This is a genomic window from Citrobacter sp. S55_ASV_140 (genome assembly GCF_018919505.1).
Classification (GTDB): Bacteria; Pseudomonadota; Gammaproteobacteria; order Enterobacterales; family Enterobacteriaceae; genus Citrobacter; species Citrobacter werkmanii.
Map to the genome: position 1 here is coordinate 16,714 of NZ_JAHLQZ010000040.1, position 13,791 is coordinate 30,504.

Annotated in this window: 10 protein-coding genes; 2 read left to right on the forward strand and 8 right to left on the reverse strand. The window is 56.1% G+C overall.

The window, feature by feature from the left end; translation table 11 throughout:
* Window positions 1-111 precede the first annotated feature (111 nt).
* Complete coding sequence (gene pbpC, locus KQJ18_RS09000; RefSeq protein ID WP_216421848.1) at window positions 112-2,424, reverse strand: peptidoglycan glycosyltransferase PbpC; 2,313 nt, start codon at window positions 2,422-2,424, stop codon at window positions 112-114.
* Window positions 2,425-7,359, reverse strand: coding sequence for an alpha-2-macroglobulin (locus KQJ18_RS09005; RefSeq protein WP_216421849.1), 4,935 nt, complete (start codon window positions 7,357-7,359; stop codon window positions 2,425-2,427).
* Between the two features lie 206 nt (window positions 7,360-7,565).
* Here KQJ18_RS09005 and sseA point away from each other — a divergent pair, with 206 nt between their 5' ends.
* Both sseA and timP read left to right on the forward strand, forming a co-directional pair.
* The gene (gene sseA / locus KQJ18_RS09010) at window positions 7,566-8,417 is read left to right on the forward strand and encodes a 3-mercaptopyruvate sulfurtransferase (protein WP_085049321.1); all 852 of its coding nucleotides are present in this window, start codon (window positions 7,566-7,568) and stop codon (window positions 8,415-8,417) included.
* Between the two features lie 351 nt (window positions 8,418-8,768).
* Window positions 8,769-8,885: a small toxic inner membrane protein TimP gene (gene timP, locus KQJ18_RS24640; RefSeq protein WP_249359792.1), complete on the forward strand. Its 117-nt coding sequence runs from the start codon at window positions 8,769-8,771 to the stop codon at window positions 8,883-8,885.
* Between the two features lie 36 nt (window positions 8,886-8,921).
* On the opposite strand, the gene sseB is transcribed toward timP, so the two are convergent.
* The 6 genes from sseB to hscB all read right to left on the reverse strand — a co-directional run.
* Complete coding sequence (gene sseB, locus KQJ18_RS09015) at window positions 8,922-9,698, reverse strand: enhanced serine sensitivity protein SseB (RefSeq protein WP_085049331.1); 777 nt, start codon at window positions 9,696-9,698, stop codon at window positions 8,922-8,924.
* Window positions 9,699-9,768: 70 nt separating this feature from the next.
* Complete coding sequence (gene pepB, locus KQJ18_RS09020; RefSeq protein ID WP_038642620.1) at window positions 9,769-11,052, reverse strand: aminopeptidase PepB; 1,284 nt, start codon at window positions 11,050-11,052, stop codon at window positions 9,769-9,771.
* Window positions 11,053-11,113: 61 nt separating this feature from the next.
* A complete protein-coding gene (gene iscX / locus KQJ18_RS09025; protein ID WP_003037694.1) occupies window positions 11,114-11,314 on the reverse strand; it encodes a Fe-S cluster assembly protein IscX in 201 nt (66 codons plus the stop codon).
* An 11-nt stretch (window positions 11,315-11,325) separates the two neighbouring features.
* On the reverse strand, window positions 11,326-11,661 hold the full coding sequence (fdx, locus tag KQJ18_RS09030) for an ISC system 2Fe-2S type ferredoxin (RefSeq protein ID WP_003037690.1): 336 nt from the start codon (window positions 11,659-11,661) through the stop codon (window positions 11,326-11,328).
* A 1-nt stretch (window position 11,662) separates the two neighbouring features.
* Entirely contained in the window at window positions 11,663-13,513 is a 1,851-nt protein-coding gene (gene hscA, locus KQJ18_RS09035; RefSeq protein WP_069324454.1) for a Fe-S protein assembly chaperone HscA, read from the reverse strand.
* A 15-nt stretch (window positions 13,514-13,528) separates the two neighbouring features.
* The coding region (hscB, locus tag KQJ18_RS09040) for a Fe-S protein assembly co-chaperone HscB (RefSeq protein ID WP_216421851.1) at window positions 13,529-13,791 on the reverse strand (263 nt) is incomplete at its 5' end.

The window sequence follows — 13,791 nt, forward strand, 5'->3', positions numbered from 1 at the left end:
GATGTACGACCTGGCGCGGATTATAAAGAGCATCCCGGCAATTGACTATTGATGAAGGTAACATTTCTTTAAAATAAGATGAGTTTTAGCAACAAATACTCATCAACTGGTCTACTGCACCGAAAATCTCACCGTCGCCACCTGTCCGGCGTCATCCATCACCAGCAGTTGGTAATCCCCTTTGACCGTCAGACGTAGCGTCAGGTGACGCCCGCGCTCGTCCAGACGTTGTCCGTTAAGAAACCACCAGCGATCGCCTGTTCCACCGCTGGTTTGCACCGGCAATGAAGCCTCTGGAGAACCAGGTAAACGCTTCACAATCGCGCCATCGCGCAGACCTGTCAACTGCAACCGTAACCCGGGATCCTGCCCCAACGGCGGACATGTGGCAGAAACAGGCGGTAATCTCGCCCCACGGCGCTCTGATTCCGGCAGCCATGGTTCAAGCGGCAAGGGCCAGACGATAAGCGGCTGTTCGCGCGCCTGCGGGCAATCCGCCGCCACGCGTTTGCCCTCTCCGTCCAGCCAGACAGGGAAACGAATGCCGTTAACGCCTTCCTGCTCAGGTAATAACAGTGTTGGCGGCTGACTGCCATCCAGTAGCCAGGTTGCCAGACGGCGGCGACAGTTACTGTCTCCAGCCGCAAGAGATTGCCCGCCCGGCCAACATACCACGCCGCGGCTAACGGATTCAGGACGGGGGTCTTCCGGCTGATTCGTCCCGCGAGAGAGCAGCAGATTGTTGACCTGATTGAGCACAGGTACGGCGCTGGCAAAGCCAAACTGCCCCACCACCGGCGTACCGTCGGGCCTGCCGGTCCAGATGCCAATCACATAACGGGCGTTAATCCCAATCGCCCACGCATCGCGATAGCCATAGCTGGTGCCCGTTTTCCACGCCAGAGGAACCACTCTGCTCAGTGCGTTATCCGGTAGCGGTTGTGCTTCGTCAGCCATAATCCGGCGAATAATCCACGCCGCGCCTGCCGACATCAGCGGACGCTCCAGTAGCGGGTCTGCCGGCTGCAGACGCAATTTACCCGCCTTCCCGTGGCGGGCAAAGGCGCTATACGCCGCCGCCATATCATCAAGCCTTGCCCCCGCCCCGCCCAAAATCAGCGACAGATTCGGCGCAGCCCCTGCGGGCAGATATAACGGTAAACCGACGTTACGTAACGATGCGGCAAAACGCTTCGGGCCATAGGCTTCCAGAACCTGGACCGCAGGTAGATTCAGCGAACGAACCAGCGCCTCGCTCATGCTTACCGGTCCGTGAAAACCACTGTCAAAATTCCCCGGTCGATAATCACCGGTTCGCCGTGGTACATCCTGCAACAACGAAGCGGGATGAATTAATCCGTCATCCAGCGCCAAACCATAGATAAACGGCTTCAGCACCGATCCAGGCGAGCGGATCGCATTCACCATATCCACATGACCAAAGCGGGAGTCATCATTCATATCCACCGACCCCACCCAGCCACGCACGCTCATATCGGTGTGATCGACCACAATCATCGCCAGCGAACTGCGCGCCGGCAATCGCCCTTTCCAGTTTTGCGCCAGCTCTTCGAGTTGCCGCTGCAACCCAGCGTCAAGGGTAGTCACGATTTTATCGCTGCGGCTTTTTCCCAGCATCATGCGCGAAAATAACGGCGCTAACTGCGGCATCCGCCTGGGGGCCAACCAGACCGGCTCTTCGCGTGACTCCTGCACCTGTTTTGCGGACCATATGCCCTGAATTGCCATACGTTCGAGTACTTTATTACGCGCCGCTTCAGCGCGCTCCGGCCAACGGTCCGGACGCAGACGGCTCGGCGCCTGTGGCAGCACAGCCAGCAATGCTGCATCGGAGTAGCTCAGTTGTGCAGGCGATTTGCCAAGATAGGCCCAGCTCGCTGCGCCCACGCCTTGCAGCGTGCCGCCAAACGGCGCACGGTTAAGATACAGCGTCAGAATGTCGCGCTTGGACAGATGCCATTCCAGTTGCAACGCGCGCCAGAGCTGGCGAAACTTGCCGCCAAAGGTGCGTGGGTGGGGATCGAGTAAACGCGCCACCTGCATGGTGAGCGTACTGCCGCCCGAGACGACACGCCCGGATGAGAGGTCCTGCCACGCGGCGCGCAGTACTGAAAACGGATTGACCCCGGGGTGTTTCCAGAACCAACGGTCTTCGTAGTTAATTAAGGCCTGAAGGTAGCGGGGGGATACCTCATCAATCGTCACCGGATAACGCCAGATACCGTCCGCGTCGGCGAAGCGCCAGAGAGGCGTACCATCGTGCGCCACCACGACACGCGCGGGATCCACCTCATGAAGCGGCAGCGGCCAGATTTTGTCTGCCGCCCAAATCGCCATCACAAACACTAGCGCAACGGCTGCCAGCCAGAGCCAGCAGCCGCGTTTACCCAACCCGCGCATCATTTATGGTCTGACAATCAAAAGCCCCTCTACCGCACCGGTTGCCCGCCACTGCGGAACATACATTGATTCCACCTGCGGGACGGGAACCTGATACGTTCCCGGTGTTACTGCTCTCGCCAGATAGACCAGCGTAACCGGCTGTCCTTCATTGACCGCCACCGCAGCGACAAAGCGATCGTCACGGAACTCAATATGCTGGATATCCACCTGCTGCATCTGATTGAGCAGGTTCGCCACTTCGCTACCGCTATCCTGCAGACTGGCGCTGCCGTTAGCCAGATTTTGGTTTTCCAGCTCCAGTCCGGCAGGCAGTAAGTCGACGACCAGCGCATCCGGCACGTTCTGGCTGGCTTTAACGTCCAGCCAGACCAGCACCAGTTCGCCGCTGCGCAGAGAATCCAGTGATTTGCTGCTCCCGTCGAGTCCCAGGATCTGACGTTCAATATGCAGGACGTTGCTGGCAGGCGTCGGTGCGGTTTGCGAATAACCACTGACATCCAGACGCAGCCACAGCGGCAGATTACCGGTATTCGTGACGCTCAGCGTGGACAGCTCGTCGGCATCCAGATTCCGGGTTTGCGATTTATCACCTGCTAACGGCTGTTCAGAGAGTGATGTTTGCGCCTGCCACGTGCCAGGTAAATCCTGTAACGTACGCGCGGCAAGGAACAACGCATTATTTTCCTGAGTAGAGAGCCAGCGCTGACCAAAGGCCTGTTCTGACAATGTGTTCAGCAACGTATTCTGCTCTTCAGGTTTGAGCTTGTTCTCTTCCAGCAATGCCAGCATCAGCGCGTTGTCGCGTAGCTGACTGCCGTAATCCGCCATCCACTGTTGTGCATCGCGACGCGGAGTATTCAGCGCCAACGTAAGCGCCTGTTCACTGCGATTAGCATCGCCCATGTTTTTCAGCGCGATCCCCAGTTGCAACAGCGGCAAACCAGAAGCCGCCTGAGCGCGGCGCTCCCAGATTTCACGCAGTGCGCCAAGCGGGGCTTTTTGCTGACGAGCCAACACCAGCGCGGCATAGGCCTGTACAGCAAACCGGCTTGCAGACGAGTCATCGGTATAACGAATCGACATCATCCCCGGATCCTGCAAATAACGCAGCAGCCGCTCGTTCCCCCGGTTAATCACCTCAACCGGGACGCTGTAGCCTTGTTCGTTCGCGCGGACGAGGAAATCCATTACGTACGCGGTCAGCCAGTACTCTTCCGGCCCGTTCTTATCCCACAGCGCAAAACCGCCGTTATCGCGCTGCATTTGCAGTAAACGGGAAATACCAATCTCTACTGCCGCACGGCGTTTTTCATCACTGTCGCCCGCGATACCTAATGCCTTCAGTTGCGCGGCATTGGTGTATAAAGAGGGGAACAACCCGCTCGCCGTTTGCTCAAGACAACCGTAAGGGTAAGCTTTCAGTTCACGGATGTAGCGCGCCAGATTCAGCGGCGGTTTACCGCTGAACAGCAATTGTCCCTGCATTGTCACAGGAGAGAAATTAGCCAACTCTTCGCCTGGCAACTGCCAGGTTGCCCCCGGCTGGAGCGCAACGCCATTATTGACAGTTTGCGCGGGAAACGCCGGGCGCACGCCAATCTTCCACTGTTTGTGCTGCACAGGTAGCGTTTCCCCTGGCAGAGACAGACCGCTAATCTGCGCCTGAATTTCACCCTCGCCAAAGCCTTCCCGCGCGCGCACCGGAATAAACAGCGTAGTCCGTACGCCTGGCGCCAGATTCACAGGCGCAAGATCTTGCCCTATCAGTTCCAGTAAACCGCTGGCCGCGAGGTTAATATTCAGCGTCTGTGGTTTATCGGTCAGGTTGGTCACGTCCAGCGTCAGGCGCGAAGTATCTCCCCCCGCCAGAAAGCGCGGCATGTTCAGTTCAGCAATCACCGGCGCGGCGACAATTACTTTGCTTTCGCTGCTGCCAAAGTCATCCGCCGTCCAGGCCTGCGCCATGACCCGCAGCTCGCCGTTGAAATCACCAATCGGTAACGTCACCGTACCTTCGCCCTGCTCGTTAAGCGTGACCGGTAACGCCTGTTGCGCCACGATATTGACGTGATTAACCGGAGGCTTACCGCCACGCTTTAACTCATCGCCATCGCCACCAAAGCGCAGCGCCGCCAGACGACCTTGCCCTTCGATGACCTGACCGTAGATATCATAAATATCCGCACCATAGCGTTTTTGCCCGAAAAACGCCTGCCAGGGGTCGGGCGTAACGTAATCAGTGATGTTCAACACCCCGCTGTCAACGGCAGAGACCAGTACGTTAACCTGTTTTGGCACGTCGCCATTTTTTACGCTGGCTTTAATCTTGACGGTTAACGGCTGATTTGGGCGTATTTTCGCCGGACTTTCCAGCACCAGTCCCAGACGACGATTTTCATCGCCCAGTGGTAAATGCAGCAACCCAACCGCCCGTTTTGGCGTCGCCGAACGAGATTTGTCGCCAGGACGAACCACCAGCGCACTGAGATACAAATCGTGGCGATTCCAGGTTTTATCGACTGGAATAGTGAGGTCCAGGCCATTCGCAGGCACGTCTATTTCTTGCCACCACAACGGTCCTTCGCTGGATTCTACCATCGCATAACCTTTGCCAGCCGCGGGGGCGGCAATATGCAGCTTCATGGTATCGCCAGGACGATAGCCGGGTTTATCCAGTTTCAGGGTCACACGATCGGGGCGAACAGAGCCGCTGCCGTCGCTATTATCCTGCCAGCTATAACCCGCCCAGAAGCGCACGCTGCTCACCGCATCATTCGGCGCTTTTACTTCCAGACGATAAGCGCCCCACTCAACCGGGAAGCTCACTTTACCGGTTTCATCGGCCTTAAGATCCAGAGTCTGCTCACCTTCGATCAGATCTTTTTGATCAAACTGCGATTGCCAGCCCTCGCCTTCAGTCCAGTTCCAGTAATAATCACGACGTTCGCGGATCAAACGCACCTGCAAGCCGGACACCGCTTTTTTATCGCCTTGCGCATCGGCATAAACGATATCGAAAGCGGCATTGCTGTCTTCATCGACGATAGGCTGATTCACCGTGGTGTCAGTGCGATAATCATAAACAGCTTTAGCCGCAAACTGCGGTCGAATCCCCGGCAGCGTATCTGCAGGCCAGATGGCTTGTTCAACCCGACGCGTCACCGGGCGGCCACCCGACTCCAGCAGGCTGGCTTGCAACACCACCTGTAACGGGGAATGCGTCTCCTGCCACTGGCTGTTGGCGGTCACTTCGCCGCGACCGTGATCGTCCAGCGTGAGCTGAACTTCATCAAGACTGCGGGAAAGGTTTTCTTCGGCAATATTACCAAACTGAAACCCCGGCAGTGTCTGCACCGCTTCGCGTAACGGGCGCAGGAAAAGCTGCCCTTGCAGAGCGTTGCCGTTGGCGGGCGCGCCGTACAGGTAGTAACCCACCACCGAGAATTTCACTTCGTCAGTTGGCGCTACCGGCATTTTGCTGGCGGTGAGATTGAGCGCCATCCGCTCTGGCATAAAATCTTCAACGTGGAAATCCCACATCCGCGACTGGTTGTCGCCAGTATTGGCGCGAATATGCCACATACCGGTCGGCGCGCTGCTATCCAGCGGCCAGCTAAAGCGGTACAGACCGTTCTCCGGCTGGCTAACAACCGAGCGTAAAACCTGTCCGTCGGGCTTGACCACTTCCAGCTTCACCGGCTGGTCGGGCAACGTTTTACCGTCGCTGTCACGTAGTAATCCATTGAGGATCACCGTTTCACCGGGGCGATAGAGATCGCGCGGACCAAACATAAAGAACTGTTTGCTGTATCCCGGCGCGCCGGCAATATCAAACTCAGCCAGATCTAATGCCGGAAGTTTCAGGTCAAGCAGCGTAGTCTGCCCGTCTTTGCGGGCCAGCAATAAGGCAGCTTCTTTATCAGTCTTAAGCTGTACATGCCCCTGCGCGTCACTGGTGGCTTGCGCCAGCGTCTGCCCTTTTTCGTTGAGTAATGTGACGTCAATGCCCTGCTGCGCTGCGCCGTTTTCCAGACTCTGCGTAAAGATATCCAGTTGATTATGGTAACGATGCGCTGACACACCAATATCGCTGAGCGTAAACAGCGTCGCGGCATTACTGTAGTTGTATTTTCCGGCCTGATTCATCACCGCGATGTAAACGCCGGCCTGCTGCAACGGTTTGATTTCGCTCAGCGGCAGCAACAGCTTTTCGCGAGTGTTGCGCGCAGGGTTGAGGTCAAAGCGTCCGGTATAGACCAGTTCCGCCATTTTCAGCAGATTATCGGATTCCCAGTTCGACAACGAATTGCGGTATTCCCACTGGCTGACAAACGCGCCGAGCGACTCTGGCTTCACGCGATAAAAATTCACATCCACACTGTTAACGTTGAGCGCCATCACCGGCAGCCCTTCAATCACTTTTCCCGGCAGTAGCGAACCGCGACTGGCGAACCCTACGCTCGGCTGGACGTCACGTGTGGTGATATTTTTTTCATAATCGATACCAAACGTCGCTTTATTCAGCGCCAGTAAATCACGCTCAATGGTAACCACCAGTTCCCGGTTAGGTTCGAGGTGCCGTAAGCGTAGCTCTTTCAGGTTTGGCGCCAGCTCCCAGGCACCATCGACTTTGCCGCTTTTTTTATCGACAACGTGCACTACGCGGGAAAAATCCTGTTCCGGATCGAGGGGAATGGAGAAGGTCAACACGAGCGTTGCCGCGCCGTCGAGCTGGATCTCTGAGGCATCTAACAGCGTCAGCGACTTGCCCTGACTTTGTTGCATCAGCTTCTCTAACTGGGTCTTGTCTTTTGCGGGCGCAGTCTGCGGAGCAGGTGCATCCGGCTTCGCAGCCGTCGTCGATTTTTCGTTATTATTATCACACCCGACAAGTGCCAGCATCAGCATGCAGGCCGCTACGCGTAAATGTTTCATTTTTCATCCCTGGCCGTAGTGGCCCGTTAGCTACGTAGAACAACTATTATGCGTTAGTTTTCAGGCTGTGGAAGCCAGTAAATGAACAACGTTGTCCTAATTTTCGTGATTAATGTGGATTCGCCTGACAAATCAGCCTCTTTTACTTGTCGCTTTGCACTAAACGTCCGACAATTTGCCAAAACCTGGTAAAAATGGAGATGCCTATGACCACCGCCTTCTTTGTCGCTGCCGACTGGCTTGCCGAACACATTGACGACCCGGAAATACAAATCCTTGATGCCCGGATGGCACCTCCAGGTCAGGAAGATCGCGATGTTGGCGAGGAGTATCGCGCAGGTCATATTCCTGGCGCCGTTTTTTTTGATATTGAAGCGCTTTCCGACCATACCTCGCCGTTGCCGCACATGATGCCGCGCCCAGAAGCCTTCGCTGTCGCGATGCGCGAATTGGGTGTTCATCAGGATAAACATCTGGTTGTCTACGATGACGGCAATCTGTTTTCGGCGCCGCGCGCATGGTGGATGCTGCGGACTTTTGGCGTCGAGAATGTCTCCATTCTGGCGGGCGGTCTTGCTGGCTGGCAGCGCGATGAGCTGATGCTGCAGGAAGGAAACGAGGAGTTACCCGAAGGCGAATTTAACGTCGCATTTACGCCTGAAGCCGTGGTGCGCGTCACCGATGTGCTGCTGGCCAGTCATGAAAAAACGGCGCAGATCGTCGATGCCCGCCCGGCTGCGCGTTTTAATGCCGAAGTTGACGAGCCGCGTCCAGGCCTGAAGCGTGGTCATGTACCCGGTGCGCTTAACGTACCGTGGACAGAGCTGGTTCGTGACGGCGAACTCAAAACTACCGATGAGCTGGATGCTATTTTCTTCAGCCACGGCGTGAGCTTTGACCGCCCCATTATCGCCAGCTGCGGCTCCGGCGTAACGGCTGCCGTGGTGGTACTGGCGCTTGCCACGCTGGATGTTTCGAACGTCGCACTGTATGACGGGGCGTGGAGCGAATGGGGAGCGCGCAACGATTTACCGGTAGAACCATCTGAGGCTAAATAAAATCTGATTTACTCATCTTTTTCGCCCACAAAAAAACCGCCCAAATGAGCGGTTTTTTTGTGCCAGTCCGGTTCGCGGCCTTTCCAGCAGGCTATGTCACCATAGCAATGCAAGCGCGTCTCAGCAAACAAATACTCCCTTTTAAGGGAGCGAAAGTCAAGTTGATTAGCAGGGAAACTATTCAATATTTAGCGTATTATCTTCCCCGGCCCTTTCCGCCGTCTCGCAAACGGGCGCTGGCTTCAGGAAAGGATGTCCCATGGCCGTTTATGCAAGCGCGTCTCAGCGCTTGCTATCGCGGCATTATCGCCAGTGGTGCTGTCGTGATGCGGTCTTCGCATGGACCGCGCAATGAAGATACGATACTTCTGTATCGTGCTTGTTGTTTCTGGCGCGTTGTGTCTTCACGGGGATCGGGATTACCCAGGTAATTCCATACACGTGACGCTCAGCACCCAGGGCAAGTAAGCCTGGTAGCCGCCCTTCGGGGCGGCTTTCCTTCACTCAGATAATCCGGTTCTGTTTAAAGTCGCGCAGGAAGCCGCCCCAGCGGCGTTCGTAGAATGGTGCGATATGCTCGGTGATAAAGTGGCTGACACCCTTCTCGCCTTTCTTCACCTGGCAAATATCAATCGGTTCATCGCCCGGCAATGTGTCGGTCGCGACGCTGCCCGCAGCGTGGATGATCTCTTCAATATCACCGTCAGCTTCAATCCCGATCAACAGGTTTGGCTGAGCTTCCGCACTTTCTTTGATTGAGCAGAGAAACGCGCGTTTTACCGGCTTGATGGTTTTAAACAGCGTGGTCAGCGAGTCGATCATCTGCGCTGGCGGTTCAGCGACTTCAGAGAGGATCAGCGATTCGCCGCCTTCCAGTACCTCTTGGGTGCTTAGCGGACTCCCCTCTTCACCGATCAGCAGACTGATTTCACGCGGCATAAACTCTTTGCCGGTCGGCAGTTTCGCGTTGAGAAACAGCGTTTCGCCGAGCGTCATTTCAAACAACGTACGCACCGGCATAACGACAAATGCTTGCTCATCTTCAACCGCCTGCTGCAGGGCCTCAAGGGAAGTAAAGAACGGGATCACGGTTGTGCCGTCTTCTTTTTCCCAGTGCTGAAGGTCGAGGGCGCTGTCTTCAACCACCGCCTCGCCTTCTGCAGCAGTACCCGGCACCCAGACGGTGGATTCAAGTAAAGTACGGAAAAATGCCGGTCGATGCGCAGGCTCTGTCGCCGCTTGTTCCAGCAACGTTTCTAATTCATTTTTTGTTTCGGACATAAGGATCACAAATTGGATGAATACATGTAGGCCGGATAAGCGTAGCGCCATCCGGCAATACAGTCATGAATTATGCGGTCAGCAGATTCGCGATAGTGCGCACACCCAGACCGGTTGCGCCCGCAGACCACTGCTCAACTGGCGCTTTGCGATAAGTTGCAGAGCAGTCGATGTGCAGCCAGCCTTGCTGGTAGTTTTCCACAAAATGAGACAGGAAGCCTGCTGCAGTGCTCGCACCCGCCGGATAGGCCGCACTGCCGGTGTTATTCAGCTCGGCAAAGTTAGACGGCAGCTGACTACGGTGGAACTCAGCCAACGGCAGACGCCAGAACGGCTCGTTTTCTTGTGCCGCGCTTGCCAGCAGACGGGCAGCCAGCTTGTCGTCAAAGCTGAACAACGCGTGATAATCGTTACCCAGGGCGGTTTTCGCGGCACCGGTCAGCGTAGCTGCATCAATAATCAGCTCCGGTTTTTGCGCGCTGGCGTCGATCAGACCATCCGCCAGCACCAGGCGTCCTTCCGCATCGGTATTCATCACTTCCACTTTTTTGCCGTTGCGATAGTGAATAATATCGCCCAGCTTAAAGGCGTTGCCGCTGATCAGGTTATCCGCACAGCACAGGTACAGCTTCACACGCTTGTTCAGACCACGGGTGATGGCAAACGCCAGCGCACCGGTGACCGTTGCCGCACCGCCCATATCGGACTTCATTGAGTCCATAAATGCGCTTTGCTTGATGCTGTAACCGCCGGAGTCAAAAGTAATGCCTTTGCCAACCAGACAGGCGTAAACCGGGGCTTCTTTGTCGCCAGTCGGGTTGTAGTCCAGCGCCAGCAGCACCGGAGGACGCTCAGAACCGCGCCCCACGGTATGCAGTCCCATGTAGTTCTGCTCACGCAGATCTTCACCTTTGGTGATGCGGTAAGAGACGTTATCGCAGGCAACAGAGCACAGCAGGTCGACCGCGCGCTGCGCCAGTTGTTCCGGGCCCAGTTCTTCCGCCGGGGCGTTAATGGTATCGCGCACCCAGTCAATAATCTTCAGACGGTTATCCAGCTCTTTACGCTGTGCTTCGTCCAGGGCAGCCCACTCAACTTTGCGACTGCCTTTCGGTCCTTTATAACCCTGCCAGAAAGCCCAGCTGCGTTCGGTATCCCAGCCTTCACCGTCCAGTTGCACGTGTTTAATACCCAGGCCATCGATTTTACGCGCGGCGCGCTGGATAAGGCCGAGGTCATCTTTTCCGTTCAGGTGCAGGGTAATGCCTTCATTATTAATGCTGTATGTTGCCTTTTCACCCCAGCGGGCATCGGCAGGTTGCGTGGAAAGCGTAATTTTCATGGCTTCTGTCATTTTATTTATCCTTATTTTCGCGCATACAGGAAAACGGGCCACCCGTGGGCAGCCCGTTGACTTATTCGGCTTCGTCCAGCCAGACCAGTAAAATGGCCTCAAGGATTTTTTCGTTCGATGCCTGTGGATCATCATCGAACTCTTCCAGGTCACAGATCCACTGGTGCAGATCGGTGAAACGAACGGTCTTGGGATCGAGATCGGGGAAGGCGTCGTACAGCGCTTCACCGATTTCACGGCTATCGGTCCACTTCAGTCCCATACTACCCTCTGTTAATGCTCACGTGCATGATTGATTGTGTAACGTGGGATTTCGACCACTAAATCGTCCTCGGTTACCCGCGCCTGACAGCTTAAACGGCTCTCCGGCTCCAGGCCCCAGGCTTTATCCAGCATGTCGTCTTCTTCTTCCGTGCTTTCCGGCAAAGAATCAAAACCTTCACGTACGATGCAGTGACAGGTCGTACAGGCACAGGATTTTTCACAGGCATGTTCAATCTCGATACCGTTACGCAGGGCAACGTCGAGAATGGTTTCGCCAGTCTCAGCTTCCAGAACTGCGCCATCGGGACAGAGATCCTGATGAGGCAAAATAACAATCTTTGGCATATTAAACCTCGTCCACGGAATGGCCTTTCAGCGCGCTACGGACGGATTTGTCCATGCGGCGAGCGGCGAATTCCTGGGTTTGTTTGTCTACGTTTTTAATGGCTTGTTCTATCGCGTCAACATCGTCACCCTGCGCAACCTCGCTCAAGTGCGCGGCGGCGGTGTCGATAGCCTGACGCTCTGCGGCGCTTAACAGCGCGGCATCAGCGTTCAGCGCACCGGATAAGCTTTCCAGTACACGTGCCGCTTCGACTTTCTGTTCTGCCAGCATACGGGCTTTGACGTCCTGCTCGGCAAAACTCATCGAATCCTGAATCATGGAGGCGATTTCACCGTCGGTCAGACCATAGGACGGTTTGACCTGAATGGAGGACTCAACGCCGGTGGATTTCTCCATAGCGGTGACGCTCAGCAGCCCATCGGCATCCACCTGAAAGGTCACACGGATATGCGCGCCGCCTGCTGGCAACGCAGGAATACCGCGCAGCGCAAAGCGCGCCAGTGAACGACAGTCCTGCACCAGCTCACGCTCGCCTTGCATCACGTGGATGGACATCGCGGTCTGGCCGTCTTTAAAGGTGGTAAAGTCCTGCGCACGCGCCACCGGGATAGTGGTGTTACGCGGGATCACTTTCTCCACCAGGCCGCCCATGGTTTCAAGGCCCAGGGACAGCGGAATGACGTCCAGCAACAGCATTTCGCTGTCTGGTTTATTCCCGACCAGAATATCCGCCTGGATTGCCGCGCCGATAGCGACCACTTTATCCGGGTCGATAGAGGTCAGCGGCGTACGGCCAAAAAACTCACCAACGCGTTCACGTACCAGCGGCACGCGGGTTGAACCACCGACCATCACCACTTCCAACACATCCTGCGGCTCAACGCCCGCATCTTTCAGCGCGCGACGGCAGGCCAGCAGCGTACGCTTAACCAGTGCGGAAATCAGTTCATTGAAGGTTTCACGGGTGATTTCACCCTGCCATCCCGCCACGTTAACCGTTACAGAATCGGCGTCGCTGAGTGCAATTTTCGCCGCAATGGCGGCATCCAACAGTTCACGCTGTACGCGGTTGTCGCTGCGATCGGCAACCCCCGCCTGCTCGCGAATGTAATCAGCGAGCAGATGGTCAAAATCATCGCCGCCGAGCGCGGAATCACCGCCGGTCGCCAGCACTTCGAACACGCCGCGGCTCAGGCGCAGAATAGAAATATCAAAGGTACCGCCGCCAAGGTCATAGACTGCGATCACGCCTTCCTGACCGGAGTCCAGGCCATAAGCGATCGCCGCAGCGGTCGGCTCATTCAGCAGACGTAATACGTGCAGACCAGCCAGGCGCGCGGCGTCTTTGGTTCCCTGACGCTGTGCATCGTCAAAATATGCCGGAACGGTGATCACGACGCCGTCCAGTTCACCGGACAGCGATTCGGTTGCCCGCGCGGCCAGCGCTTTCAGAATGTCAGCGGATACGCGCACCGGATTAAGTAAACCGGCAGCGGTTTCAATCATCGGCAGGCCGTTTTCACTGGCCTGAAACGTATAAGGCTGATGCGGATAGCGCGCCTGGATATCCGCCAGAGAGCGGCCCATCATGCGTTTTACCGAACTCACGGTATTGGCCGGGTCAAGGGCGGCATTGGCGCGGGCATCGTAACCGACAGAGTAGCCCTGCGGCTGATAGTGAACCACTGACGGCAACAGGTGGCGACCTTCGTGGTCTGCCAGCGTTTCGGCCTGGCCGCTGCGTACGGTTGCAACCAGGGAGTTGGTAGTGCCTAAATCGATACCTACCGCCAGACGACGCTGGTGCGGCGCGGCGCTCAGACCAGGCTCACTAATTTGTAATAAGGCCATTTTCGCTTCCGGAAATTAAAAATCGAGCAGTTTTTCTTCGAGTTGTTCTGCACTGCTTCGCAGTTTATCGAGAAAACGCAGCTTACGCACGGTATCCGCCGCCGCGTCCCACATCTCGTTATCCAGCTGTTCAACCATCAGTTGATGGCGACTTTCAAACATTTTTTTCACGCGCTGGATAAAACTTTCCAGTCGCGATTCGTCTTTCGTCTGCTCGATCTCGTCAAGCTCTTCCCGCAGTTCCAGTTGCTCCATCAGGAACGCGGTATCACGCACCG

What these genes read in the sequence shown, in the direction of transcription:
- pbpC (WP_216421848.1), bottom strand. Translation starts at nt 2,424, where the DNA reads ATGATGCGCGGGTTGGGTAAACGCGGCTGCTGGCTCTGGCTGGCAGCC.
- KQJ18_RS09005 (WP_216421849.1), bottom strand. Translation starts at nt 7,359, where the DNA reads ATGAAACATTTACGCGTAGCGGCCTGCATGCTGATGCTGGCACTTGTC.
- sseA (WP_085049321.1), top strand. Translation starts at nt 7,566, where the DNA reads ATGACCACCGCCTTCTTTGTCGCTGCCGACTGGCTTGCCGAACACATT.
- timP (WP_249359792.1), top strand. Translation starts at nt 8,769, where the DNA reads ATGAAGATACGATACTTCTGTATCGTGCTTGTTGTTTCTGGCGCGTTG.
- sseB (WP_085049331.1), bottom strand. Translation starts at nt 9,698, where the DNA reads ATGTCCGAAACAAAAAATGAATTAGAAACGTTGCTGGAACAAGCGGCG.
- pepB (WP_038642620.1), bottom strand. Translation starts at nt 11,052, where the DNA reads ATGACAGAAGCCATGAAAATTACGCTTTCCACGCAACCTGCCGATGCC.
- iscX (WP_003037694.1), bottom strand. Translation starts at nt 11,314, where the DNA reads ATGGGACTGAAGTGGACCGATAGCCGTGAAATCGGTGAAGCGCTGTAC.
- fdx (WP_003037690.1), bottom strand. Translation starts at nt 11,661, where the DNA reads ATGCCAAAGATTGTTATTTTGCCTCATCAGGATCTCTGTCCCGATGGC.
- hscA (WP_069324454.1), bottom strand. Translation starts at nt 13,513, where the DNA reads ATGGCCTTATTACAAATTAGTGAGCCTGGTCTGAGCGCCGCGCCGCAC.